The sequence below is a fragment of the Chitinophaga vietnamensis genome (genome assembly GCF_902167635.1).
Taxonomy (GTDB): Bacteria; Bacteroidota; Bacteroidia; order Chitinophagales; family Chitinophagaceae; genus Chitinophaga; species Chitinophaga vietnamensis.
Window position 1 is genome coordinate 656,523 of record NZ_CABHMS010000004.1, and the last position, 26,055, is coordinate 682,577.

24 protein-coding genes and 1 tRNA gene are annotated in these 26,055 nt (G+C 51.2%); 22 read left to right on the forward strand and 3 right to left on the reverse strand.

Annotation, left to right across the window (positions count from 1 at the left end):
- The first annotated feature begins 311 nt into the window (after window positions 1-311).
- The 7 genes from FPG75_RS13960 to FPG75_RS13990 are packed head-to-tail and all read left to right on the forward strand — an operon-like array spanning window position 312 to window position 7,020.
- Window positions 312-920 (forward strand): TetR/AcrR family transcriptional regulator, encoded by a 609-nt coding sequence (locus tag FPG75_RS13960; protein WP_143307465.1) that lies wholly within the window; start codon window positions 312-314, stop codon window positions 918-920.
- 52 nt (window positions 921-972) lie between these two features.
- Entirely contained in the window at window positions 973-2,235 is a 1,263-nt protein-coding gene (locus tag FPG75_RS13965; RefSeq protein WP_143307466.1) for a TolC family protein, read from the forward strand.
- Between the two features lie 10 nt (window positions 2,236-2,245).
- Entirely contained in the window at window positions 2,246-3,142 is an 897-nt protein-coding gene (locus FPG75_RS13970) for an HlyD family secretion protein (protein ID WP_143307467.1), read from the forward strand.
- Between the two features lie 2 nt (window positions 3,143-3,144).
- Window positions 3,145-4,053, forward strand: a complete 909-nt coding sequence (locus tag FPG75_RS13975) for an ABC transporter ATP-binding protein (protein WP_143307468.1) — start codon at window positions 3,145-3,147, stop codon at window positions 4,051-4,053.
- 9 nt (window positions 4,054-4,062) lie between these two features.
- Window positions 4,063-4,785, forward strand: a complete 723-nt coding sequence (locus FPG75_RS13980) for an ABC transporter ATP-binding protein (RefSeq protein ID WP_143307469.1) — start codon at window positions 4,063-4,065, stop codon at window positions 4,783-4,785.
- Between the two features lie 10 nt (window positions 4,786-4,795).
- Entirely contained in the window at window positions 4,796-5,902 is a 1,107-nt protein-coding gene (locus FPG75_RS13985) for an ABC transporter permease (protein WP_143307470.1), read from the forward strand.
- On the forward strand, window positions 5,902-7,020 hold the full coding sequence (locus FPG75_RS13990) for an ABC transporter permease (RefSeq protein WP_143307471.1): 1,119 nt from the start codon (window positions 5,902-5,904) through the stop codon (window positions 7,018-7,020). Before FPG75_RS13985 ends, FPG75_RS13990 begins: the two co-directional genes overlap by 1 nt.
- A gap of 6 nt (window positions 7,021-7,026) precedes the next feature.
- Here FPG75_RS13990 and FPG75_RS13995 read toward each other — a convergent pair whose 3' ends face one another.
- A complete protein-coding gene (locus FPG75_RS13995) occupies window positions 7,027-8,460 on the reverse strand; it encodes an aminotransferase-like domain-containing protein (protein WP_143307472.1) in 1,434 nt (477 codons plus the stop codon).
- A 77-nt stretch (window positions 8,461-8,537) separates the two neighbouring features.
- Here FPG75_RS13995 and FPG75_RS14000 point away from each other — a divergent pair, with 77 nt between their 5' ends.
- The 10 genes from FPG75_RS14000 to FPG75_RS14045 all read left to right on the forward strand — a co-directional run bounded on the left by FPG75_RS14000 (window position 8,538) and on the right by FPG75_RS14045 (window position 17,067).
- The gene (locus FPG75_RS14000) at window positions 8,538-9,011 is read left to right on the forward strand and encodes a DinB family protein (protein ID WP_144695862.1); all 474 of its coding nucleotides are present in this window, start codon (window positions 8,538-8,540) and stop codon (window positions 9,009-9,011) included.
- Between the two features lie 47 nt (window positions 9,012-9,058).
- Window positions 9,059-9,964 (forward strand): DNA-3-methyladenine glycosylase family protein, encoded by a 906-nt coding sequence (locus FPG75_RS14005; protein WP_143307474.1) that lies wholly within the window; start codon window positions 9,059-9,061, stop codon window positions 9,962-9,964.
- A gap of 7 nt (window positions 9,965-9,971) precedes the next feature.
- Window positions 9,972-10,460 (forward strand): methylated-DNA--[protein]-cysteine S-methyltransferase, encoded by a 489-nt coding sequence (locus FPG75_RS14010; RefSeq protein ID WP_143307475.1) that lies wholly within the window; start codon window positions 9,972-9,974, stop codon window positions 10,458-10,460.
- A 370-nt stretch (window positions 10,461-10,830) separates the two neighbouring features.
- Window positions 10,831-12,234, forward strand: coding sequence for a pyridoxal phosphate-dependent decarboxylase family protein (locus FPG75_RS14015; protein ID WP_143307476.1), 1,404 nt, complete (start codon window positions 10,831-10,833; stop codon window positions 12,232-12,234).
- Complete coding sequence (locus tag FPG75_RS14020; protein ID WP_143307477.1) at window positions 12,227-13,141, forward strand: EamA family transporter; 915 nt, start codon at window positions 12,227-12,229, stop codon at window positions 13,139-13,141. The genes FPG75_RS14015 and FPG75_RS14020 overlap by 8 nt, the downstream gene beginning before the upstream one ends.
- 180 nt (window positions 13,142-13,321) lie before the next feature.
- Window positions 13,322-13,762 carry a GNAT family N-acetyltransferase gene (locus FPG75_RS14025; RefSeq protein WP_143307478.1) on the forward strand — a complete coding sequence of 147 codons (441 nt, stop codon included), beginning with the start codon at window positions 13,322-13,324 and terminating at the stop codon, window positions 13,760-13,762.
- 6 nt (window positions 13,763-13,768) lie between these two features.
- Entirely contained in the window at window positions 13,769-14,320 is a 552-nt protein-coding gene (locus tag FPG75_RS14030) for an NUDIX domain-containing protein (RefSeq protein ID WP_143307479.1), read from the forward strand.
- 24 nt (window positions 14,321-14,344) lie between these two features.
- On the forward strand, window positions 14,345-15,142 hold the full coding sequence (gene rlmB, locus FPG75_RS14035) for a 23S rRNA (guanosine(2251)-2'-O)-methyltransferase RlmB (RefSeq protein ID WP_201747958.1): 798 nt from the start codon (window positions 14,345-14,347) through the stop codon (window positions 15,140-15,142).
- Window positions 15,143-15,231: 89 nt separating this feature from the next.
- The gene (locus FPG75_RS14040; RefSeq protein WP_143307480.1) at window positions 15,232-16,083 is read left to right on the forward strand and encodes a hydroxymethylglutaryl-CoA lyase; all 852 of its coding nucleotides are present in this window, start codon (window positions 15,232-15,234) and stop codon (window positions 16,081-16,083) included.
- A 9-nt stretch (window positions 16,084-16,092) separates the two neighbouring features.
- On the forward strand, window positions 16,093-17,067 hold the full coding sequence (locus FPG75_RS14045; RefSeq protein ID WP_143307481.1) for a GSCFA domain-containing protein: 975 nt from the start codon (window positions 16,093-16,095) through the stop codon (window positions 17,065-17,067).
- 2 nt (window positions 17,068-17,069) lie between these two features.
- Here FPG75_RS14045 and FPG75_RS14050 read toward each other — a convergent pair whose 3' ends face one another.
- Complete coding sequence (locus FPG75_RS14050; protein ID WP_143307482.1) at window positions 17,070-18,530, reverse strand: MFS transporter; 1,461 nt, start codon at window positions 18,528-18,530, stop codon at window positions 17,070-17,072.
- 263 nt (window positions 18,531-18,793) lie between these two features.
- Here FPG75_RS14050 and FPG75_RS14055 point away from each other — a divergent pair, with 263 nt between their 5' ends.
- Complete coding sequence (locus FPG75_RS14055; protein WP_143307483.1) at window positions 18,794-21,058, forward strand: patatin-like phospholipase family protein; 2,265 nt, start codon at window positions 18,794-18,796, stop codon at window positions 21,056-21,058.
- Here FPG75_RS14055 and miaE read toward each other — a convergent pair.
- Complete coding sequence (gene miaE, locus FPG75_RS14060) at window positions 21,055-21,651, reverse strand: tRNA-(ms[2]io[6]A)-hydroxylase (protein WP_143307484.1); 597 nt, start codon at window positions 21,649-21,651, stop codon at window positions 21,055-21,057. The genes FPG75_RS14055 and miaE overlap by 4 nt on opposite strands.
- 71 nt (window positions 21,652-21,722) lie before the next feature.
- Between miaE and FPG75_RS14065 the strand changes: the two genes are divergently transcribed.
- From FPG75_RS14065 to FPG75_RS14080, 4 genes are all read left to right on the forward strand, one after another.
- Window positions 21,723-22,823 carry an aminotransferase class I/II-fold pyridoxal phosphate-dependent enzyme gene (locus FPG75_RS14065; protein ID WP_143307485.1) on the forward strand — a complete coding sequence of 367 codons (1,101 nt, stop codon included), beginning with the start codon at window positions 21,723-21,725 and terminating at the stop codon, window positions 22,821-22,823.
- 58 nt (window positions 22,824-22,881) lie between these two features.
- Window positions 22,882-25,311, forward strand: a complete 2,430-nt coding sequence (locus FPG75_RS14070; protein ID WP_143307486.1) for a penicillin acylase family protein — start codon at window positions 22,882-22,884, stop codon at window positions 25,309-25,311.
- Window positions 25,312-25,397: 86 nt separating this feature from the next.
- Window positions 25,398-25,470: transfer RNA gene (locus FPG75_RS14075), tRNA-Lys, on the forward strand.
- A 113-nt stretch (window positions 25,471-25,583) separates the two neighbouring features.
- On the forward strand, window positions 25,584-25,997 hold the full coding sequence (locus FPG75_RS14080; RefSeq protein ID WP_143307487.1) for a DUF6326 family protein: 414 nt from the start codon (window positions 25,584-25,586) through the stop codon (window positions 25,995-25,997).
- The last annotated feature ends 58 nt before the right edge of the window (window positions 25,998-26,055 follow it).

Genomic DNA, 26,055 nt, shown 5'->3' on the forward strand with positions numbered 1-26,055 from the left:
ATATAATCGTCCACCGGCAGCTGTCCTCATCAACTGAATCCCACTGTATCAGGAAAATCCTGGTTCAGGTTTTTTTTGTTTGTCTGGTTTTCACCTTGGTCTATCAGGTGCCGCCCCTACGGGGCGAGATATCGGGACCATGCTCCTTTGCTACCAATATTACGCCCCGAAGGGGCGATAGCCCGGTAGCAAAATATGCGCTACGCTGCCATCAGCCCTGGTAGGGGCGGCAGATATTCGATAATTTTTTTTGTCGATACCCAAAATGATTTTATCTTCATTAACCAAATGGTTAAATTAAATAGTTGAATATGGCGGAAGAGAAAAGCACCGAAGCCCAGATCAAAGCAGCCGCACAAAAGATATTCCTGCAAAAAGGATTGGCAGGCGCCCGTATGCAGGACATTGCCGACGAAGCCGGCATCAATAAAGCCATGCTGCATTACTACTACCGCAGCAAAGACAAACTCTTCGAGATCATCTTTGAAGAAGCCATGGATAATATGTTGAAGTCATTGCATAGCATCCTGCAATCCCGCGGCTCTTTCAAGGAAATGGTGGCCGGCATCGTGGATAACTACATCACGCAGCTGTCGGCACGGCCTTACCTGCCGGTGTTCATCCTCAACGAGATCAACCAGAACCCGGAGAGAATGATACGCCGCTTCCGTAACGCCAGCCATCCGCCTGATATCGAGGCTTTCGCGGAACGTGTGAAGCAGGCCCAGAAGAAAGGAGAGATCAGGAAGATCAGCCCCCTGCAATTATTGATGAACGTTATCTCGATGTGTGTGTTCCCGTTCGCCGCCAAACCGCTGATACAGGCGCTTGCCGGCCTCGATGAAGTACAGTACCGCATGGCCATGGAAGAACGGCGCAAACAATTGACCGAATTTATTCTGGCCGCTGTAAAGCCCTGATTTTTTTCGTTTGCCCTGAAGTTAACTATATGGTTAAATTTAATGGTTGAGTATGAAACATTTCGTCTGGATATGGCTGCTATGCTCCCTCAGCGCCGCCGCGCAGCATAATGGCCTACTATCCCTGGAACAATGCCAGCAGCTGGCGCGAGACAACTACCCGCTGCTGAAACAGAAAAAAGTGCTGGACAATATCCTGCAACTGCAAACCAGGAACATCAACAATGCCTGGCTGCCACAGGCCGAACTCAACGGCCAGGCCTCCTATCAATCAGATGTAGTGCAACTGCCCGTCAAGCTGCCACAGCTTAATATCCCGACGCCTGCGAAAGACCAGTACCGCGCTACCATCGATATCAAACAACAACTCTACGATGGCGGCTCCACCCGCCTTCAGCGCGAATTGCAGACTGCGCAACAACAAAGCTCCCAGCAACAGGTGGAAGTAGAGCTGTATAAACTGAAACAGCAGGTAACACAAACGTATTTTAATGCGCTCCTGTCCGACGAATATATCAATGCTGCCCAGGTGATGGAAAAAGACCTGCAGCAACGCATCGAAAAAATGCAGGCCGGCGTAGACAATGGCGCTGTGCTGCCATCTACCGTCGACCTGCTGCAAGCCGAGCTGCTGAAGGCCCAGCAGCAGGAGCATTCCGCCCTTACCAGCAAAAAAGCCTATCTCGATGTACTACAGCTGCTCACCGGCGTGCCGGTAACGGCGGTGGATATACGTAGTACCGGCGCCGTGGCCGATATAACGCCAACGGATACACTGAACCGGCCGGAACTACTGTTATATCGCCTGCAACAGCAAACGTTGGCGCAGCAGTCGGCTCTTACCGGCAGCCGCAAGCTGCCGCGGGTGAGCGCCTTTGTACAAGGCGGCTATGGCCGCCCGGGCCTCAATATGCTCAGTAATGATTTCGCAGGATTCTATATCGCCGGCCTCCGCCTCAACTGGACCCTCTGGAACTGGCACTACCAGCGCAATGAGCAACAAGTGCTGGCCTTACAGGAAAAAAATGTAGCCGAACAAGCCAATACTTTCGTGCTGAATACGAAGGTGCAGCTCACCCAGCAACAGGCCGAGATCAACAACCTGCAACAGACGCTGGAAAAAGATGATGCCATCATCGCGCTGCGCGACCGCGTGAAAGACGCTTCTGCGGCGCAGCTGGATAATGGCGTGATCACTGTGCACGACTATGTACAGGACCTCGACGCTGCCACGCAGGCGCGTATCAGTCAGCGCACACATCTCTTGCAGCTGGCGCTCGCAAAAATCAACTATCAATTAATCCGTGGTTATTAAAACGCAATACATGAAAACAGCTCCGGTATTATTGCTCTGTATCGCTCTTGCTGCCTGCAATTCAGGCAATCATAACGCTGACGCCTATGGGAATTTTGAAGCCGTGGAAACCATCGTAGGCGCCGAAGGCACCGGCAAGCTCCTCGTCTTTGGTGTAGAAGAGGGCATGGTGCTCCCCGCCGATACCATCGTTGGCTGGATCGACTCCACACAATTACATCTGAAAAGAACACAGCTGCAAGCCAATATCAAAGCGGTGCTCAGCAAACGTCCTGATATTGCGCCGCAATTGCAGGTGATACAGGAACAGATCAACCGACAGAAGATAGAACAGCAGCGCGTTACCAATATGCTCAAAGCCCGTGCGGCCACACCCAAACAGCTGGATGATATCAACGCACAGATTGCGATACTGGAAAAACAATACCGCTCGCTGGCCTCCACGCTGAATACACAGGTGAGCGGCATCAACAGCGAAACGCAGCCCTTGCAGGCGCAGGTGGCGCAGATCAGCGACCAGCTCACGCAATCGCGCGTGGTGAACCCGGTGAGCGGCACCGTGCTCGTGAAATATGTAGAGAAAGGAGAAGTGGTCACCTATGGCAAGGCATTGTACAAGATCGCTGATCTTAACGACATCATCCTGCGGGCCTATGTGTCAGAAGAACAACTTGGGCAGATCAAAATCGGCCAACAGGTAACCGTACTCACCGACCAGCCCGGCGGAAAATCCAAAGCATGGCCTGGAACCCTTACCTGGATTGCATCTGAAGCAGAGTTCACACCAAAAGTGATACAGACGAAAGAAGAACGCACCAACTTGGTATATGCCGTAAAAGTGAAAGTACATAATGATGGCAGCCTCAAAATCGGGATGCCGGCAGAATTGATGTTCTCAAAACAATAGTTATGGCCAGTCCGATTACCGTGAATGGTATCTGTAAAAATTTCGGCAAGGTGCAGGCCCTCAGCGATGTTTCTTTTGAAGTGAAAGAAGCAGAACTGTTTGGTCTCATTGGCCCGGACGGCGCGGGCAAATCCACGCTGTTCCGCATTCTCACCACGCTGCTGCTGGCAGACAAAGGCACGGCCAGCGTGAATAACCTGGATGTAAGGAAAGATTACAAGGCCATCCGCCGCATGGCGGGCTATATGCCCGGGCGCTTCTCGCTCTACCAGGATCTTACGGTAGCCGAAAACCTGCACTTTTTTGCCACCATCTTCAATACCACCATTCAAACGAATTACGAGCTGATAAAAGATATCTATGAGCAGATCGCGCCATTCAAAAACAGGCCTGCCGGGAAATTGTCCGGCGGCATGAAACAGAAGCTGGCGCTGTGTTGCGCGCTGGTGCACAAACCGGTGGTGCTCTTCCTCGACGAACCTACCACCGGTGTAGATCCTGTATCCCGCAAGGAGTTCTGGGAAATGCTGCGCGGCCTGCGCGAGAAAGGCATCCCTGTGCTGGTATCCACGCCATATATGGATGAAGCAGTGCTGTGCGACCGGGTGGCGCTTATACAGCAAGGCAAACTGCTGGATATTGATACGCCGCAGGGCATCATCAATAAGTTCCCGGACCGCATCTGGGCCATGCGCGCGGAAAATATGTACCACCTGCTGACCAGCGTGCGGGCTTTTCCGGGCACGCGCAGCGCTTTTACTTTCGGTGAATACCTGCATGTAACACTGAAAGAAGGCGAGACTGGTTTGCCGGCTTTGCAGGATTATCTGCGTACACAGCCGCATCAACATTTGCAGATCATTCCCGTGGAAGCCAGTATTGAAGACTGTTTCATGGCACTCAGCGCATAAACGATCATCATGAATCCAATTGTTACCAGGTCGCTCACCAAAAAATTCGGTGATTTTATCGCCACCAACGCCATCACTTTTGAAGTGATGCCAGGGGAGATATTCGGTTTCCTCGGCGCCAACGGCGCAGGCAAAACTACCGCCATGCGCATGTTGTGCGGCCTGCTCAAACCCAGCAGCGGCGAGGCTTTTGTAGCCGGCTATGATGTATACACGCAAACCGAAAAAGTAAAGCAGAACATCGGCTATATGAGCCAACGCTTTTCTTTGTATGAAGACCTCACAGTGAAAGAGAACATTCGTTTTTACGGTGGCATTTACGGTTTGAACAACGGAGAGATCAAAGAAAAGACCGGCGCGCTGCTGCATAAACTGGATATGGACAAGGAGGCAGCCACGCTCGTGAGCGCGCTGCCATTGGGCTGGAAGCAGAAGCTCGCTTTTTCGGTGGCCATCCTGCACGATCCGCGGATCGTATTCCTCGATGAGCCTACCGGCGGCGTGGACCCCGCTACCCGCCGCCAGTTCTGGGATATGATCTATGAAGCGGCCGACAAAGGCGTAACTGTTTTTGTAACCACCCACTACATGGATGAAGCAGAATATTGCAAGCGTGTATCGATCATGGTAGATGGAAAGATAGAAGCCCTGGATACGCCGCAGGCATTGAAACAGCATTACCAGGCGGCCAGCATGAATGAGGTATTCCTCCGCCTGGCCAGAGGCAAATAAAATTTTTGTTATGCACCAGTTCTTCGTTTTTGTCAGGAAAGAATTTTATCACATCTTCCGCGACCGGCGTACCCTGCTGATCCTTTTCGGTATGCCGGTGGTGCAGATCATCTTGTTCGGCTTTGCGATCACCAACGAAATCAAACATGCGAAAATAGCGGTGCTGGATGAATCACGGGATGCCTGTAGCCAGCGACTGGTGCAGCAAATGGCCGCATCGGGATATTTTGAAGTAGCTACTTACCTGCGTAATAATAAGGAGATCGAAACAGCCTTTAAAAAAGGCGATATCAAAATGGTGCTGGTGATACCACCGAAGTTTGGTGAAAATTTTTTCCATCAACACCGTGCACCTGTACAATTGCTCGCCGATGCCGGCGATCCGAATACTGCTACCACTTTGCTCAACTATGCAACAGCCATCATCGGCAGTTACCAGCAGGAGCTTAGCCGTCAATCCGAGCTGCCACTTGCAATAGATACCACGGTGCGCATGCTCTACAACCCGGAACTGAAGAGCGTTTTCATGTTCGTGCCTGGCGTTATGACCCTCATCCTCCTGCTCGTATCAGCGATGATGACCAGCATCACCATCACCCGTGAAAAAGAATTGGGCACCATGGAAATATTGCTGGTATCTCCCTTGCCACCGGCTATGATCATCATCGGAAAAGTGATCCCTTATATTTTGCTGGCCTTCATCAATGCAGTGGTGATTTTATGTATGGGTGTATGGATATTTGGTATGCCGGTGAAAGGCAGTCTGCTCCTGCTGTTGGCGGAATGTGTGCTGTTTGTGCTCACTGCGCTTTCTCTCGGTATCCTCATCTCCACCCTCACCAATACCCAGCAAACCGCTATGATGGCCTCTATGATGGGATTGCTCATGCCAACGGTGTTGCTGTCGGGCTTCGTATTCCCGGTGGAGAGCATGCCGCGGCCTTTGCAAATATTATCCAATGTGATGCCGGCAAAATGGTTCATCATCATCCTCAAAAATATTATGCTGAAAGGAGAGGGCCTGAAAGGCGTATGGATGCAAACCGCTATCCTGGCGGGTATGACGGTATTTTTCGTGGGGTTAAGTATCAGGAACTTTAAAATTCGTTTAAGCTGATGCGTACGATAAGGTTCATCTTACAGAAAGAATTTTTGCAGATATTCCGCAGCAAGGCCATGCTGCGCATCATCCTCCTGGTGCCGGTGCTGCAGCTGCTCGTGCTTTCCTATGCGGCCAATTACGAAATACACAACCTCGCTATCGACGTGGTGGATCATGACCTCTCGCCCTGGTCCCGGCAACTGGTGAGCAAGATGACCGCCAGCGGCTATTTTCGGCTGCACCGCCAAACCTTCAACCAGCAGGAAGCTTTCGACGATGTGCAGGCCGACAAAGCCGATATCATCCTCAGTATCCCGCCGCATTTTGAGCGCGACCTGGTGAAAACAGACAAAGCGCAACTGCAACTGATGGTGAACGCGATCAATGGCAGCAAGGCCGGACTGGCATCTGGCTATGCCAATACCATCATCCGCAGTTTCAACCAGGATATACGTAGCAACTGGTTTGCGCTGGACAAGCACGGCGGGCCGGCCATGATCGATGTCACCTATTCCAACTGGTACAATATCCATATGGATTATAAAGTGTTCATGGTGCCAGGCATACTGGTGGTGCTGGTAACGCTGATCGGCGCTTTTCTTTCCGGTATGAATATCGTGAAAGAAAAAGAGATCGGCACCATCGAGCAACTAAATGTAACGCCTATACGTAAATATCAGTTCATCCTCGGAAAGCTCATTCCTTTCTGGATTGTAGCCTTGTTTGAACTGGCCTTCGGTTTAGTGGTAGGCAAGCTGGTGTTTCAATTGCCGATCGTGGGTAATATCGGGCTGGTATTCCTCTTTGCCGCCATTTATCTCTGGGTGATGCTGGGCATGGGTTTGCTGATCTCTACTTTCACGGATACACAGCAGCAGGCCATGTTCATTGCCTGGTTTTTTGTGATCATCTTTATGTTGATGAGCGGCCTGTTTACGCCGGTAGAGAGCATGCCGCACTGGGCGCAGGTGATCACCTGGTTCAACCCTATCGCTTATTTTATCAAGGTGATACGCATGGTAATGCTGAAGGGGAGCGGTTTTGCACAGATACAAAACTATCTCCTCATCATGTGCGCCTATGCGCTGGTGATGAATGGCGTGGCGATATGGAATTACCGCAAAACGGCGTGAGGAGCCTTATGCGTTGCTCATCTTCCTGATCAATTTCCCCAATACCTTCAAACCATCATCCACCTGTTTGCTCCAGGGAACGTTATAACTGATACGCATACAGTTGCTGTAGCGGTTAGACAGGGAGAACATACGCCCGGGGCAGAAGCTCACTTTCTGTTTGAGCGCCAGCTGGAACAGCTCGAAAGTATTGATGGATTCATCCAGCGCCACCCACAGCACGCAGCCGCCTTGCGGCCGGCTGATGCGGGCGCTTTCAGGAAAATATTCACTGATGGCCTGCGAGTAGCGCAGGCATTGGGTGTGGAGCTGTTTGCGGAGATTGCGCAGGTGATGCTCATAGCGGCCTATTTCCAGGAAATGTGCGATGGCCGCATGCGGCAGCGAACTACAGGCAAGAGAATGGTTCTGTTTCAGTCGCAGTACGGTGTCTTTGTATTTCCCGGGGATGCACCATCCCACGCGGAAGCCCGGTGCGAGCGACTTTGAGAAGGAATTGCATAACAGCACATTCCCTTTTTTATCAAAGGTTTTGCAACAGCCGGGGCGCTGCTTACCAAAATAAAGATCGCCATAGATATCATCTTCGATCAATGCGATATCATATTTTTCGATGATGGTAACCAGTTCTTTCTTGGCTTCGTCCGGCATGCAGGAGCCCAAAGGATTGTTGAAGTTGGGCACAAAAAGGCAGGCCTTGATCTTATGGCGGGGAATGGCTTTGTCGAGATATTCCAGGTCAACGCCCGTTACCGGATGCGTAGGCACTTCCAGTACGCGCAGGCCAAGACTTTCCGCCAATTGCAGGGAGCCATAGTAGGCGGGGCTTTCCACGGCGATGGTGTCGCCGGGTTGCGTGGTGGCCGAAAGACAGAGGGTGAGCGCATCCATACAGCCATTGGTGGTGATGATATCATTTTCAGAGATCGCAGCGCCCCAGCTGAGGGAGAGCCGTGCGATCTGTCCCCTTAATTTTTCATTGCCCTGCAAAGGTTCGTAGCCAATGCCGCTGGCGGGCAGCTCGCGCATGGCCTGCACCACCGCCTTGGATATTTTCGCCGATGGCAGTATGCTCAGGGGCGGCGCCGCCACAGAAAGGCGCAGCACATCTTCTCTCAACATCTGTGTAAACACTTCCGATATCATCTCGCTTACCGTTACATCTGCCGCCTTCTTCACTGGCTGACAGGTTTTGGGCATCGGCGGCATGCGCCGCATATTGAAGCGGATATAATAACCCGATTTAGGCCGGGACTCTATCAGTCCTTTCGATTCCAGGTGATAATAGGCCTGGAAAGCGGTGGTGAGGCTGATGCCCTGCTGCTTGCTCAAAGTGCGTACGGATGGCAGCTTTTCACCGATCTTGAGCACATCTTTCTCTATCAGCTGTTCAATATTATCTGCTACCTGCAGGTAGAGATGGTCGGCAGTCTTTAACATGGCAAAAAATATCTGATATGGTCAAAATTAATGAAACTGCATCTGTTTTATTGCAAAAAAAATAATTTATTTTGGAGATGTTATATCCTTCTTTGCTTTCCCGTTTGCAAACACAGCACGAATCGTTTGCCGAGATCGTGCACATGCTTTCCGATGAACAATTAAAACAGCCGCCAGCACCCGGCAAATGGTCCGCGCAGGATCAGGTGGCGCACCAGACTGCCTATCAGCATATTTTCCTGGCCCGCGTGAAGCGGATGCTGGAAGAAGAGGCGCCGATGTTAGACAGATATGTGGGAGATGAAGATCCGTATTTTATCCAGTTGAGATCGCTGCCCGTTCAGGAAGTGCTGGCTGCCCTGAAAAACAGCAGGGAAGCGGTGATCCGCCTTGTGACCAGTTTATCCGGACCAGCGCTCCAACGCAAAGGCTTGCATCCTTTATACAAAGGACTCACCATCGCCGAATGGACAGATTTTTTCGTATTGCATGAAGCGCATCACCTGTTCACTGCCATTAAAATAGCCGCACAATTGCGTGCGGGAAAATAGCAATAATCGGGCTGTAGAATGTCTCGTTTCTGTTTACTTTTGTTGATATGGATTGGCAAAAGATAATAGTAGAAGTGAGTGATCCGGAGAATTTTTCGTTCCGGGAATGCCTTTATTTTCTTGGCAGGTCAGACAAGGAATGTTTGCACTACATCCGGGGAAACACGCTACAGAAGATGATCCTGGCGGGTGATACGCCCGCGCTGCTGCACATCGCCGACACCGGCAAAGGCGCCTTGGAAGTGATGGTACGCGCGGCCGACAACACACCCGTTGATGCCGCAGGCATCCGCGATTATGTAAGCCGCTGGCTCGACCTCGGCATGAACCTGCAAGCATTCTACAACTACAGCGAGGGCGACACCTTGCTGCGAGGACTGCCACAGCGCTATAAAGGGCTGCGCCTCGTAGGCATCCCCGACCTGTTTGAAGCCATCACCTGGACCATCATCGGGCAACAGATCAACCTGGCATTTGCGTATACGCTGCGGCAACGTTTTATACAGGCTTTCGGTCATCATGAAAAGATCGATGGTACCGACTACTACCTGTATCCGCATCCCGCAGTGGTGGCGGCACTCCCGCCGGAAGCCCTGTTGCCTATGCAGTTCTCGCGCGGTAAGGCGGCCTACATCATTAATACCGCACAGCAGATGGCCAGCGGCCAGCTGAGTGCAGCCATGTTCGCTACTTTGCCTTACGAGGCCGCCAAAGAAAAATTGCTGGCCCTTAAAGGTATCGGCAACTGGTCGGCCAATTATGTGCTGATGAAATACAAGCGCTTTCCGCAAGCATTGCCACTGGAAGATGCGGGTTTGCACAACGCCATCCGTCACCGCCTGCAACTCGATGCCAAACCCACCCCCGCGCAATTGCAGACATATACCGGCCGCTGGCAACAGCATGCCGCCTATGCTACCTTCTACCTGTGGCGTTCTTTATTATCGCAATAAGTTGATCATGGACACCGTATCTTCTTCTCATCTTCGTATAGACACTCCCGTTGGTCCGCTGTTGATCAGCGGTACCGACACACATATCAGCGGCATCAACTTCCTTGATGAGGACAGCAGCGAGGCTTTTCCGCCGCCATCGGCGCTCGTACAGGAATGCGCACGTCAGTTACGTGAGTATTTCGCAGGCGAACGCAAAGCCTTTGAGCTGCCCATCGCGCAGCCAGGCACCGATTTCCAGCAAGGCGTATGGGCGCAGCTGCTCACTATCCCTTACGGACAAACGATTTCTTACCAGGCGCTGGCCCGTCGTATCCACAACCCGAAAAGCATCCGTGCCGTAGGTACTACCAACGGCAAAAACAATATCGCCATCATCGTACCCTGCCACCGCGTCATCGGCAGCGACGGCTCCCTCACCGGCTACGCCGGAGGACTCTGGCGCAAACGCTGGCTACTGGATCATGAGCAGGGGGATTTATTCATGATTAAATGATTGAAAGGATTACCAGGATTTTTTTATCAGGATTAATAAAGGATCGCGAAGGTTGTCTGAACCAGGATTAATATGATTAATAAGATTTTCCAGATTTTAGCCACGAGATCAAAGCGAAGATTATTTTTTGTTCAAAAATTTTCTTCGCTGCATTCTTGCCCCGTAGGGGCTAAAGCCCGGTAGCCCCGGGTGGAACCCGGGGAACAAAAAATAATCTTCGCTTTGATCTCGTGGCTTAAATCAGGAAAATCTTATTAATCCGTTTAATCCTGGTCCTATTCTGATATCCTCGAAAAACACGAAACTGAATCTGTTTTTCTACTGTAAATTGTCGCAATTTTGGTCTTTCATTTTCCTAAATGCCCGTCATATGAAACTCCGCGACGACCTAAAGCGCACAGACCAGTTATTACAGCTAACCAAAGATTTCAGCAGCAGGTTTTTATCAGTGATCGACAAGCTCGCGGCAGATAAGGTAGTTAAGCCACATGCGCCAATACCCTTGCCAGACGAAGGTTTCGGAGGAGTGACTACTTTAGAGAAGTTCCGGCAGCGCTATGGCGATCAGCTGACGGCGGCATCAGGACCCCGCTACTGGGGCTTCGTGACCGGCGGCGTAACACCCGCCGCTTTGATGGGCGACTGGATCGCTGCAGCTACTGACCTGAATGCTGCTGATAGGGATTCGGCCGCCTTCAATATAGAAACGGAAACGATTGCTCTACTGAAATCATTGTTCAATCTGCCGGAACATTTTCTCGGCGCCTTCGTTACAGGGGCTACCATGGCTAATTTCACAGGTCTTGCTATCGGAAGGGAATGGCTGGGCAAACAGCATGGAGTAGATATCGCGAAAGATGGGATGGCAGCATTGTCTTCCTTGAAGGTGTTGTCGTGCACGCCGCATTCCAGTATCGGCAAATCTTTGTCGATGCTCGGTCTCGGACGTAATAACCTGGTGAAGCTGCCAGCTTTGCCGCAGCGGGAGGCAGTGGATATAGCTGCTTTGGAACAATACCTGGAGGCGCATAAAGGCCAGCCATTTATTTATATCGCCAATGCCGGCACCGTGAATACCGTTGATTTTGATGACCTCGCGGCGGTGGCGGCTTTGAAAAAGAAATATGATTTCTGGCTGCACGTAGATGCTGCCTTTGGCGGCTTTGCCGCTTGCAGCGCGGATTATAGCCATCTGCTGCAAGGTTGGGAGCTGGCAGACAGTATCACGGTGGATGCACATAAATGGCTGAATGTTCCTTACGATGCGGCCATGATATTTTCCGCGCATCCCGACTTGCAGGTGGAAGTGTTCCAGAATGCAGGCGCTGCTTACCTGGGCGATCCGGCAGCCCATTTCAATTTTATCAATTACGTGCCGGAGAACTCCAGGCGCCAGCGTGCGCTGCCAGCCTGGTTTTCGCTGCTGGCATACGGTAAGGATGGCTACCGGCAGATCGTAGAGAACAATGTGCAGCTGGCGCAACAACTGGGCGCGCTCATTGCGCAGGATAAACATTTCAAGCTGCTGGCGCCCGTACGTTTATGCGTGGTGTGCTTTACGCTGGATGTGCCGGAAGCGCAGCAGGAAATGGCAGTCAATCAATTTTTGCAGGAGCTCAATGCCAGTGGCCTTACCTGCATGACCCGCACGGTTTATCAAGGCAAACACGCCATCCGGGCGGCTTTGGTGAACTGGCGCACAGCAACAAAAGATGTGCAGCTGGTCTATGAAAAAATGAAAGAACTGGTAATAGGTAAACAAGTCTATGCGTAAATCAAATACAAATGCTTACATCGCACTGGCGATCGTAAGTGTCTTTTGGGGAACCACTTATCTCGCATCCCGCATCGGGGTGCGGCACATACACGGGATCATGCTGGCCGGCATCAGGCAGGCCACTGCGGGCTTTCTGCTCACCGGCTTCTTCCTGTTGCGCGGCTATAAATTACCGGAAAGGGTGGTGTTATCGAAATTGTTTGTGATAGGGGTGATCATGCTCTGTGGCAGCAATGGCCTCATGACCTGGGCCATGCAGTATATTCCCAGCGGCCTTGGCGCTATCATTTCCGCTACCGTGCCTATCTGGATCACTTTGTTCAGTTATTTCCTGGTGCAACGCACGCGGCTGGGCTTACAGCTGATCATCGGGATGATACTGGGCTTCGCCGGCGTGGCCGCCATCTTTTATAATTACCTGTCGAGTTTGATGAACCCCGACTTTCGTTTTGGTATCACGCTGTCGATATGCGCCTGTGTATTCTGGGCGCTGGGCTCTGTGCTCACGGCCAAATGGGCGCTCGGCGTGAATTACCTGTATGGCGCCGGCTTCCAGATGCTTTTCAGTGGACTGGTGATGCTCACCGTAGGCACTACGTTCATGGGGCAGCAACTGAATGCCGGCAGCTTTACCGCTGAACTGTGGGAAAGCCTGCTGTACCTGATACTGGTGGGATCGATCATCTCTTATTCAGCCTATGTGTTTGCGCTCAACAACCTGCCGCCGGCACTGGCGGCGGTGTATGCCTACATCAACCCGATCGTGGCGGTATTCCTCGGCTGGGTGTTGCTCAGCGAAGGACTTACCTGGCTGATGGCATTGGGATCGGCCGTTACATTGGGCGGCGTATACCTGGTGAATGATGCGGTGAACAAGAACAAAAGAAAACAGTTGAGTATTTGAGTATTTGAGGATTTTGGGATTTAAGGATTTAGAGATGTGAGAATTTAGGGATTTGCGTATATACGTTAACGTTATTTAGCAAGATTTAAGGTAGAAGTATAGTCAGATGCCTCCCCGGTTTCCACCGGATCGGGCATCTGATCTATTTTTAGTACCTTGGTGTTCAAATACGATTATCTTATGGAAGTTATTCAGGCAACGGAATTGCATCTCAATGAAGTAGCGGTATTGTTCGATGCCTACCGCAGTTTTTACGGACAGGCGCCGGATTTCAGGGGTGCGCTGGAATTTATTACAGCGAGAATGAACAATAAGGAGAGTATCATTTTTGTGGCGCTGGAGGGAGAAGAGATCATCGGTTTCACGCAGCTGTACCCGATCTTCACCTCTGTAGGCATGAAACGCGGCTGGTTGCTGAACGATCTCTATGTGCTGGAAGCCCATCGTGGCAAAGGCGCCGGCAGCGCGCTGATAGATGCCGCCGAAGCCCATGGAAAGGCCACCAATGCCGCCTGGCTGATGTTGCAAACCTATATCGACAATACTACGGCACAACAATTGTATGAGTCGAAGGGATTTAAAAAAGACACTAATTCTTATTATTACTACCTCTCCTTATAATTGTAGATGGATATCAATAAAAATCCCTGGAAGATACATTCCAGCGAAACGAAGTACGACAATAACTGGATACGCCTGGATCACCACGAAGGGCTGAACCCCGCTGGCAATGCGGGTATTTACGGTGTGGTACACTTTAAAAATATAGCCGTGGGCGTAGTGGCGCTGGATGAAGAGATGAATACCTACCTGGTAGGGCAGTACCGTTTCCCGCTGGAACGTTTTACCTGGGAGATCCCTGAAGGCGGCGGCCCGCTGGGTGAAGACCCGCTGGCAACGGCTCAAAGGGAACTATTGGAAGAAACCGGACTTGTAGCCCGTCACTGGGAACTGCTGGTGAAACTGGATACCTCCAATTCCGTTACCGACGAAACAGCGGTGGTATTCCTTGCCCAGGGCTTGGAACAGCGCAGCGCCGAACCGGAAGAGACCGAACAGCTGATCGTTAAGAAAGTACCTTTCGAAGAAGCCTGGCGCATGGTGAAGCACCATGAGATCACCGACTCACTGTCCGTTGCCGCTATCCAGCGCCTGAAGCTGATGCAGCTGGGGTATTAGATAATTCCGGTATCTTTGCGGATAATGGAAAGAAAATTCAGAAAAGAGCGGGGCGATGCGCCCAGGAAATACGCGAATCCGCGTCCGAAGCAATCGTCATTGATCATAGGCCGCCAGCCTGTTTTGGAAGCGATCAACAGCGGCAAACCCATCGAACGCATATTCATGCTGCGTACCGCCACCGGCGATATTATTCCACAGATCAGGGAAGCAGCGGACACTTACAACATACCCGTTAACCTGGTGCCGGTGGAAAAGCTGAACAGCCTTACACAGGCCAACCACCAGGGCATTATCGCATTGGCGGGCAATATCACCTACCTCGATTTACAGGACGTGATCTCTCATGTAACAGAACAGGGCCAAACGCCGCTGTTCCTGATCCTTGACGGTATCACAGATGTACGCAATATCGGCGCTATCGCGCGGAGCGCGGTGTGCTGCGGCGCGCAGGCCATCATCATCCCCGACAAAGGCATCGCCGCCCTTAACGAAGAAGCGATGAAATCCTCTGCCGGCGCCCTGAAAAAGATCGCCGTATGCCGCGTCAACAGCCTGCTGAAAGCCATCGATACCCTGCATCTCAACGGTATCAAAGTGCTCACCAGCGAAATGGAAACGGATACCATCCTCTATCACTGCGATCTCAAAGAACCCGTAGCGGTGATCATGGGCTCTGAAGATAAAGGCGTGTATCCCGCACTGCGAAAGGCTTCCGACGTATTGTTCCGCATCCCCATGGCCGGCAACTTCGAATCCTTCAACGTATCAGTAGCTGCCGGTATTATTTTATATGAAGCGCTTAAACAACGAACCAAATAATTTTCGAATTTTTTGATGTGAGAATTTAGAAATTTAAATAAGCCCTTAAATTCCTAAATTCTCACATCGAAAATCTAAAAATATCTCTGATGCTTAAACTGATAGAATGCCCGCGCGACGCCATGCAGGGATGGCACAGGATGATCAGCACAGATGAGAAAGTGGCGTACCTGAATGCTTTGCTGAAAGTAGGATTTGACACACTGGATTGTGGCAGCTTTGTATCGCCCAAAGCGATACCGCAGATGGCCGATACCAAAGAGGTATTGCCACGGCTCGATCTCTCCGGCTCCAAAAGCAAGCTGCTGGCCATTGTAGCCAATGTGCGCGGCGCAGAGGAAGCGATCGTGTTCGATGAGATACGCTACCTCGGATTCCCTTTTTCTGTATCAGAAACATTTCAGCTGCGCAATACCAACAAAACCATCAACGAATCGCTGGAGCAGGTGCACACCATGCAGGAGCTTTGTATCAAAAGCGGGAAGGAGCTGGTAGTCTATATTTCCATGGGCTTCGGCAATCCTTATGGCGATCCATACAGCCCGGAGATCGTATTGAAATGGGTAGATGAACTGGTGAAGATGGAGATCGGCATTATCTCCCTCGCTGATACAGTAGGCGTTGCCGATCCGGAAAATATCTCCAGTCTCTTCCAACACCTGATACCAGCCTACCCTGCCACGGAAATAGGCGCTCACTTTCATGCGGCGCCCTATAACTGGGAAGAAAAAGTGCGGGCCGCCTGGGACCATGGCTGCCGCCGCTTCGATAGCGCCATCAAAGGTATCGGCGGATGCCCCATGGCCAAAGATGAACTGGTAGGTAACCTCGCCACCGAAAACCTGATCGCCTTCTGTGAAGCGCAACAGACGCCGGTTACGCTGGACAGGAAAGCGCTCATCGCTGCACAGGCGCTGGCAGACCTTGTTTTTAAAGATTAACATCAACTCATGCAATTTCATCTGAGCTTCCCGGTGGAACCACTGGAACCCGCCATACAATACAGCGATGAGCTGCTGCTGATGGGCTCCTGCTTTGCCGAAGAGATCGGCGAAAAACTATTGGAACACCGCTTTAATGTCAGTATCAACCCGCATGGCATCCTCTTCAACCCGCTCAGCATCACCAAAGCGATCCATACCTACCTTGACGGTAAAGTATATACGAAAAACGACCTCTTTCATCATAACGATGCCTGGCACAGCTGGGACCATCACAGCCGCTTCTCGGCAGAAACGCCGGAAGCCGCGCTGGAAGCCATTAACAGCGAACAGGCGCGCGCAGCTGTTACTTTGGAAAAGGCCGACTGGCTCGTGCTCACCCTCGGCTCCGCACATGCTTATTTCCTGAAAGAGAACAATACCATCGCCGGCAATTGCCACAAAGTGCCCGCAGCCACTTTCTACAAACGGCTGCTATCTGCTGAAGAGATCATCACCGCGCTGGATAATATGATGCACCGTCTCTTCTTCCGTAACCATAAAATTAATATACTCTTCACCGTTAGTCCGGTGCGCTATATCCGCGATGGCCTCGTGGAAAATAATCTCAGCAAAGCGATCCTGCTACAGGCCGTGCATCACCTGGTCAATAAGTTCGACCGGCTGTTCTATTTCCCGGCATATGAGCTGGTGATAGACGACCTGCGTGATTACCGCTTTTATAAAGCAGATATGGTACACCCCAATGAACTGGCGGTGAACTATGTATGGGAACAGGTGGTGAAAAGCTGCATCCATCCGGGCAGTCAGCCATTGTTGCACAGCATTGCAGACATCAACCGGGCGGCACAGCACCGCCCCTTCAACGCCGGCAGCCAGCAGCATCAACAGTTTTTACATACCTATGCCGCCAAGGTAAAGCAGCTGATGAAGGAACATCCGCAACTGCCGCTGCAATCGCTGCTGGCGCATTTCGAGCACTGAGCTTACAGCGGTATCCCTCTTTTGTCTTTGATGTATACGGCGCCGATCACGAAGCAGATCAATGCAATGGCGATGGGATAGATCAATCCTGCCAGGTGATGATGCGTTTCCGTTACCAGCAGGGTAGAGATGGTAGGGAGCAGTCCGCCGAATACGCCATTACCGATATGATACGGCAATGACATAGACGTATAACGGATGCGCGTGGGGAACAGCTCCACCAGGAAAGCCGCTATGGGTGCATATACCATCGTTACGAACAATACCTGTATGAATACGAGTACAATCAGCCAGATCACATTCGTGGTGCTCACGGTGATCTCTTTCTTACCCTCTTTTTCTTTCAGGATGGTGCCGTCGCTGTAGCTGTGTACGCGGGTGGTTTGCGCTACGAGCTTGCCGGAGGCGTCTTTGGCGTAATCGCTTTCTATTTTGAACAATTCTTTGGATTCCTGTTTCAGTTGCAGGTTGCCTACATTGTCCATCGCGCGGTAGATGGGGAAATACGCGATGGCGGCCAGCAGCATGCCTGCCAGCATGATCTTTTTACGGCCTATCCTGTCGGAGAGCCCGCCGAAATAGATAAAGAACGGTGTGCCCGCCAGCAATGCCACGGCGATGATGATGTTCGACTGCACAAACTCGATGTTCATGGTTTTTTGCAGGAAGGAGAGCGCATAGAACTGGCCGGTATACCATACCACGCCCTGGCCCATGGCTGCGCCGAAGAGCGCTAATAATACCAGGCGCAGGTTTTCTTTTTTACCAAAACTTTCCTTGATGGGATTAGCGGAGGTTTTGCCTTCCAGTTTCATTTGCGCAAACAGCGGCGATTCGTTTAGCCGTGTACGTATGTAGTACGACATGGCCACCAGCACTACCGACAAGAGGAAGGGGATACGCCAGCCCCAGTTGTTGAAATCTTTTGGCGTCATGGTGCTGCGGGTGATAAGGATCACGGCCAGCGATACGAACAGGCCCAGTGTGGCGGTGGTTTGGATAAAGCTGGTGTAGTACCCGCGGCGGTCGTTGGGCGAATGTTCCGCCACATAAGTAGCGGCGCCGCCATATTCGCCACCCAGTGCAAGACCTTGCAGCAGCCGGAGGAGGAGCACCAGCATAGGCGCCAGCGAACCAATGGTTTGATAGCTGGGGATCAGGCCTATGGCGAAGGTGGAGCCGCCCATGATCAGGAGCGTGAGCAGGAAGGTGTATTTGCGGCCTACGAGATCGCCGAGCCTTCCGAACACCAGGGCGCCGAAAGGCCGCACAATGAAGCCCACAGCAAAAGTGGCCAGGGTAGCGATATACGCCAGATCAGGATTGCTGGGCGGAAAGAATTTTTCAGAGATAATGGCAGATAAACTTCCGAAAATGTAGAAGTCGTACCACTCGATCATAGTGCCGGCTGACGATGCCAATATCACCTGCCAGATATTTTGTTGAGCATTAAGTTGTTTCATAGTGCCCTTAAGATATAAAAAATTATGGCTCAGGATTGAATGATTGAAAGGATTACCAGGATTTTTTTACCAGGATTAATAAGGATTAAGAAAGGATTCGCGAAGATCTACCCGAAAATCTCCTTTAATCTTTAAAAATCCTGATGAAAAAATCCTGTTAATCCTTTCAATCATTCAATCCTGAGCCAGACAACCTTCGCTCCAAGCCGTAATTCTTAATTCGTAATTCATAATTCGACCAATGCTCCTTATCTTTAATACAAATGAATCGTGGACAGTTATATCGCATCATCAGGGTGGCATGTTTCTTTGGCCTGTTATTGCTCGGGATAAACGGACAAGCCCAGGACAGCGGCGCAAAGCGCCCGAAGATCGGGCTTACGCTCAGCGGCGGCGGCGCGCGCGGACTCGCACATATCGGTATACTGGAAGCGATCGACAGCGCAGGCCTCAAAATAGATTATCTCACCGGCACCAGCATGGGCAGCATTGTGGGCGCCCTGTATGCGATGGGCTACTCCGGCGACTCCATTGAGGTGCTGGCCCGCAAACTCAACTGGAACAGCCTTTTCAGCAATCAGCCCGATCTTACCGAAATTTCATACGAAGAAAAAAATGAGTATAACAAATATATTATCGAGATACCGTTTGAATATGGCAAGCCCAAACTGGCTTCCGGCGTGATCTCCGGCGAGGCGCTGTGGCTCGAGTTAGCCAAATTGTGCTGGCCCGTGAAAGATGAAAAGAATTTCTCGAAGTTCAATATCCCTTTTAAATGCGTCGCTACGGACGTAGCCACCGGCGAGATCGTGACGCTCGACAGCGGCGAGGTGGTGACCAGTATCCGCGCCAGCATGGCCATCCCCTCGATATTCACCGCAGTGAAGATCGGTAACCGCAAGCTGGTGGATGGCGGCGTAGTACGCAATTTTCCTGTGATCACCGCTAAAGAAATGGGCGCCGATATCGTTATCGGCTCCAATGTGAGCGGCGGCCTTCGCAAAGCCGATCAGTTGCTCACACCCTTCGATATCCTTTACCAGCTGGGGTTCTATAAAGATGCCGCCGATTTCAAGGAGGCCCGCAAACAATGCGATATCTATGTATCTATCAACAAATATCTTGAAAACTATTCCGCTGCCAGCTTTGGCAGCGTGGACTCCATCATCGAAGCTGGCCGGCGCCGCGGCCGGGAAATGTACCCGGTATTCAAGCACCTGGCGGATTCGCTGAATGCGATCCATGCATCTGCGCCCTTTGTGGCCGACCGGCTGCCCTTTGCCACGGATATTGAATTGAGCAGCATTCATGTGACAGGCCTCATACACTCCGACGAGAAATTTTTCCTGCAACGATTGCGCCTGCGCCCGGGCGGCTGCTATACGCCGCTACAGCTGCGCGATGCGGTGAGAAATGTTTTCGGCACCCGCTTCTATAAACTCATCACCTACAACCTCACACCAGAAGGATATGGCAAAAGCCGCATGGATATTACGGTAGAAGAGAACCCGCTCACTTATGTGAAGTTCGCGATCAACTATAATACCTTTACCAATGCGAGCGCCATCCTCAATATCACGCAACGGAATTTTATCATCCCCAATTCCCGTTCCTTCGTGAGCGTAGCGATCAGCGAAAACCCGCGCCTGCAGGCCGAATACTTCAAATACCTCGGGCGTAACCGGAACTTCGGCTTCGGCTTGAGCACCTATTACGAAAATAATGGCCTCACTTTTTATGACGACGCTTTCAACAAAATGCAACAATACCGCAACAAGTATTTTAATGTGGATATGAGCATGCAATACACCATGGGCAGCACCATGTCTATGGGCGCGGGCACCCGTTGGGAGTATATTAAATACAAGCCGCAGTTCTCTCCTTACATTGAGCTGAAAGGCAGCACCAATCAGCTGAATACGTATATCTATTTTGGCGTCAATTCCCTCGACCGGAAAATATATCCTACACATGGTATGTGGCTGAATTTCGAAACAGGATATGTTTATAATCAGCACTCGGGCATCAAAGTGAATAAGGGCGGCGTTCCGGTGGACCTGGACAGTTTAGGCGTGAAGTTCAACAACTATCAACGGGCCTTGCTGAAGATGAAATACTACATTCCTTTCAGCCGCAAAAGCGCGCTGGAACTGGATGGTACGGGAGCGATAAACCTGGGCTATAACCAGAGCGGCATCAACGGATTTATTGTGGGCGGGATGTCGGATGTGATGCACAACCAGGTGCAGTTTGTGGGATTGTATGAGGGAGAGGTGATCACCTCCAGCATAGCGGCGGCGCAGGTGGCCTGGCAATGGGAGGTATGGAGAAATCTTTTTGCTATGCCGCGCGTAGGCGTTGCCCTATATGATTTCAACGGCAATACCAGCAGCAATTACAAATATCTCAGTGGCTATGGCATCGGAGCCGGCTACAGCACCCGTTTGGGGCCGGTGGAAGCCACGATGATGTACAGCGACCAGTCCGGCCAGTTGAAATTTTATGTGAATATGGGCTTCAACTTCTAGTGCATACGATCGCCCCGCACTTCAATATTTTTTAGTATTTCCGCTTCCATGCGCAGCCATTCCTGCCAGCGGTCCTTTACTTTTTCTTCCGGAAAATATTCATTGGCAAGATCGATGAAGAGGCGGTAGTGGCCCGCTTCGGAGATCATGAACTTGCGGTAGAACTCGCGCAGGTATTCATCTTTCAGTCCTTCGCTGAGAAGGCGGAAGCGTTCGCAGCTGCGCGCTTCGATGAGTGCGAAGATGAGCAGGGCATCGAGGAGAGCGTCTTCTTTCGTACCGCCTTTTACGCGGTGTTCCATGAGTGCGTTGACGTAGTCGTCTTTACGCTGCTTGCCCAGCGGGAGGCCCCGCTTTTTCATTTCGGCGAGCACCTGCCGGAAATGTCCCCATTCTTCGGTAACGATGGGCGCCAGTTCCTGTACGAGCCGCTCCCTGTCTGGATTGCGCTGTATCAGCGAGATGGCGGACGATGCCGCCTTCTGCTCACAATAAGCGTGGTCTGTCAGGATATCCTGCAGGGAGATCGCCGCAAGGTTCACCCAGCGCGGATCGGTGGGGAGCTTCAGGCCTAATATGGAAACTTTACTCATGGTCGCTCTTTGACTTGTTGCGCGAAGATACGCGCGAATGCTGTAATTTGCTAGAAGCAAGATGATTGTTTATGGAAGACTTTTTATTACAGCCACTCGCGCAACGGCGTGAGCAGCATGCTTTCCGTACGTTGCGGCTGCCGGGGCAGCTGGTGGATTTCTGTTCCAATGATTACCTCGGGCTGGCGCGCAGCGCGGCGATGCAGGAGGCGGTGCATACGCTGTTGCAGGAGCGGCCGTATATGCATGGCAGTACGGGATCGCGTTTGTTGGCAGGTAATTACGCATGGATAGAAGAAGTAGAAAAAGACCTGGCCGCATTTCATGATGCAGCGGCCGGGCTGATCTTCAATTCTGGCTATGATGCCAACCTGGGGCTGTTTTCAAGCGTTCCGCAAAGGGGCGATACTGTGATCTATGATCAGCTGATCCATGCTTCTATCAGAGATGGTATCCGTTTATCGCAGGGGCAGTCGTTTTCATTTATGCATAATGACCTGGCTGACCTGGAGAAAAAGATCGGCCGTGCTACGGGAAATATTTTCGTGGCGGTGGAATCGGTGTATTCGATGGATGGCGATATGGCGCCGCTGGCGGCCATCGCGGCTTTATGCCAGCGCAGCGGCACGCACCTGATCGTTGATGAAGCGCATGCCACGGGCATAGCAGGCGAGCGGGGAGAAGGCCTCGTGCAGGCGCTGGGCTTGCAGGCGCAATGCTTTGCGCGCGTGCATACCTTTGGCAAGGCAGTGGGCTGTCATGGTGCGGTGGTATTGGGTTCCGCCGTATTGCGGGATTATCTCATCAACTTCGCCCGTTCCTTTATTTATACCACGGCTTTGCCGGCAACGGCAATCGCCGCTATAGTGGCGGGTTACAGCCTGTTTCCGTACATGCGTCAACAGCGGGCGCATTTGCAATCGCTGATCAAACAATTCAGGGCAGGCGTACAGCATCGTGAAACGATACTGAGTGATACACCGATACAGGTGGTGCTCACGCGGGGCAATGAACATACGCGCAATACCGCTACGGCCTTGCAGGCGGCGGGGCTGGATGTGCGCGCCATCCTGCATCCTACGGTGCCGAAAGGAGAGGAGCGCCTGCGTATTGTGTTGCATAGCTTCAATACTGAAGCGGAGCTGACGAAGTTGGTAAATGTATTGGCATAAGTGGCGATTATATCTCAGAAATTACTTATTTTACTGAGATATATACCCTGATAAAATTATGAGAATCATCCCTGCTGTGGTATCAGCTGCTATCACCCTGTCGCTCACCTGGGCACTCAACACCAAGATTGGAAAGACCCCGCCGATGGGCAAGCTTTTGAGCCCCCAGCAAGGTTTCTGGATGAATGCTGAACCTATCGGCACCGGCCCGCGCGAAGCGCTGCAATTGCCAGGCTTCAAAGGCAAAGCAGAAGTTTGGTTCGACGATCGCATGGTGCCGCACATCTTCGCAGAAAATGAAGCCGACGCTTTTTACGTACAAGGATATGTGACCGCGCGCGACCGCCTCTGGCAGATGGAGCTACAGACCTTCGCTGCTGCCGGCCGTCTCTCTGAAATACTCGGTCCTTCCATGATCAACTACGACCGCACACAACGCCGTCGTGGCATGGTATACGGCGCAGAACAGGCATTGAAGACCATGATGGCTAACCCTGAAACGAAGGCCTCGCTGGAAGCCTATACGGCAGGGATCAATGCTTACATCGCCTCTCTCACGCCAGCCACGCTGCCGGTAGAGTACAAGCTGCTCGACTATCAACCGGAAAAGTGGGACCCGATCAAATGCGCGCTGCTATTGAAATACATGGCGCACGATCTCGCGGGCGCCTGTGAAGATCTGGAAAATACCAATGCGAGAAAGATCTTCTCCATGAAAGATTTTAACCTGATGTATCCCGATTTCCAGGATTCATCAGACCCTATCATCCCCAAGGGCACTGCATTTGCGGCCGCCTCTGTAAAAGCGGTGCCGCCGCCGGACAGTGTGCTGGCGCTCGATGCCGCCTATATGAAATTTAAAACAGACAAGCCCGATCCCGACAATGGCAGTAATAACTGGGCCGTGAGCGGCAGCAAAACAAGATCGGGCGCGCCCATCCTCTGCAGCGATCCACATCTCGGGCTAAGCCTGCCTTCACTGTGGTATGAAGTACAGATCCACACACCTGATATGAATGTATACGGCGCATCCTTGCCCGGCGCACCCGGCGTGATCATCGGTTTCAATGATCATATCGCCTGGGGCGTGACCAATGGAGAAGAAGATGTGAAAGACTTTTACCGCATGCAGTTCCGCAATGGAAAACAGGAGTATCTTTTCAATGGCGGCTATCGCAAAGCAGACCTGCGCATAGAAGATATCAAAGTGCGCGGCGGCGCCACCATCCACGATACCGTGGCCTACACCGTGTGGGGCCCCGTGATGTTTGACAACAGCTATCCCGATAAAACGGCGAACCAGTCTTTCCTCGCGATGCACTGGAAAGCGCTCGATCCTTCCAATGAGCTGTATACTTTCTACAAGCTCAATAAAGCGCACAACTATGATGATTATTTAGCTGCCATCAAAGAATATACCTGCCCTGCACAGAATTTTGTTTTTGCAGATAAGGAGGGAGATATCGCCATCTGGCACAATGGTCAATATCCGGCACGCTGGAAAGACCAGGGTAAATGGGTGATGCCAGGCGGCGACAGCACCTACGCGTGGCAAGGTTATATCCCGCATGATGAGCTGCCGCATATCAAAAATCCGGCGAGAGGTTTTGTGAGCTCTGCCAACCAGCATCCGACAGACAGCACCTATCCCTACCGCCTCTACGCAGAATATGATCTGTTCCGTGGAGAGCGTATCAATAATCGTCTTGCCGCGATGAACGGCATCACGCAAACCGATATGATCGCCTTGCAGACAGACAATACCAACCTCTTTGCCGCGGCAGCCTTGCCTTTGCTGCGGAGGCATATCGACAGCGCTTCGCTGAACGCAGCACAGCGTGGTTACTGGGAGCAGCTATCCCGCTGGAATTGTGTGAGCAGCCCTGACAGCAAAGCCGCTACCCTGTTCAATATGCTCTGGGACCGTTTGGAAGAAAAGATCTGGCAGGATGAGCTGAGCACTCCCGACAGCGCCGTGATTGCGAAGCCGCAATCCACCACCACCTTGCTGATGTTATTGCGTGATAGTGCGGTACATTTCATAGATAATATCCACACACCGCAAAAAGAAACGCTTACGGAGCTTGTGCATACAGCCTTCGTTGAAACAGAAAAAGAAGCCGCCGAACTGGACAAGGCAGGTGATCTTGCCCTGGGAAAGGCCAGGGGCACGGATATCAGGCATCTCACCCGCAGCCTGCCTGCCTTCAGTGCAATGAACCTCCGCACCGGCGGCGGGCAACATATTGTGAATGCTACCAAGAAAACGCATGGCCCTTCGTGGCGAATGATCGTGGAACTGAAGAAGGGCGCGACAGAAGCGGTGGGCATCTATCCCGGGGGGCAGAGCGGTAATCCCGGTAGTCCTTACTACGACAATGCCGTGGCCGACTGGGCGGCGGGGAAATATTATACGTTGCGTGTATTCAGTCCCTCACAGAAAGATGATCCTTCCATCCGTTTCAGGATACTGTTCAGCGGCAAGTAAAACTTTAATTTTCAAAAGATTAGAAAAATATTTGGCTGAGATCAAATAATTGCTATCTTTGCACTCCCGTTACAAACACGGGGAATGATTCCGTAGCTCAGTTGGTAGAGCAATACACTTTTAATGTATGGGCCCTGGGTTCGAGTCCCAGCGGGATCACAGGAAGAATATTAAAGCCGCATGAATCGCAAGATTTATGCGGCTTTTTTGGTTTTATGATAAAACGATAAGTCATAAATTTATTGCTAATACCGGAACGTAAATTTTATATCATGGAAAATACATTGGAAGATTATAAAATAAACATCAGAATTAAATTATCCGCTCTTTGGACGGCTATTATGTTTTGTTATATTTATGGGGACTATTTTGAACTTTACGTGCCCAAAAAAGTGGAAGGGCTTTTAAACGGACAAAATATGCTGGATAGTCCGATAAAATTGCTGATTACTACCTTGATATTATCAGTTCCTGCACTGATGATTTTTTTATCTTTAATATTAACTCCAAAAGTTACAAAATGGATGAATATTTCAGTCGGAATATTCTTTACATTGTTTACTGCGCTGGTGGGAATCTCATCATTGACAGAATGGAGAGTCTTCTATGTGTTATTATCATTTATAGAAAGTATATTGACTGCAACCGCAGTAGTGATGGCATGGAACTGGCCGAAACTAAAATAGTGAGTGTGTATTTCAAAAGCCGTCAGTTAGTATTGCGTGTACTGTTACTGTGGTAATG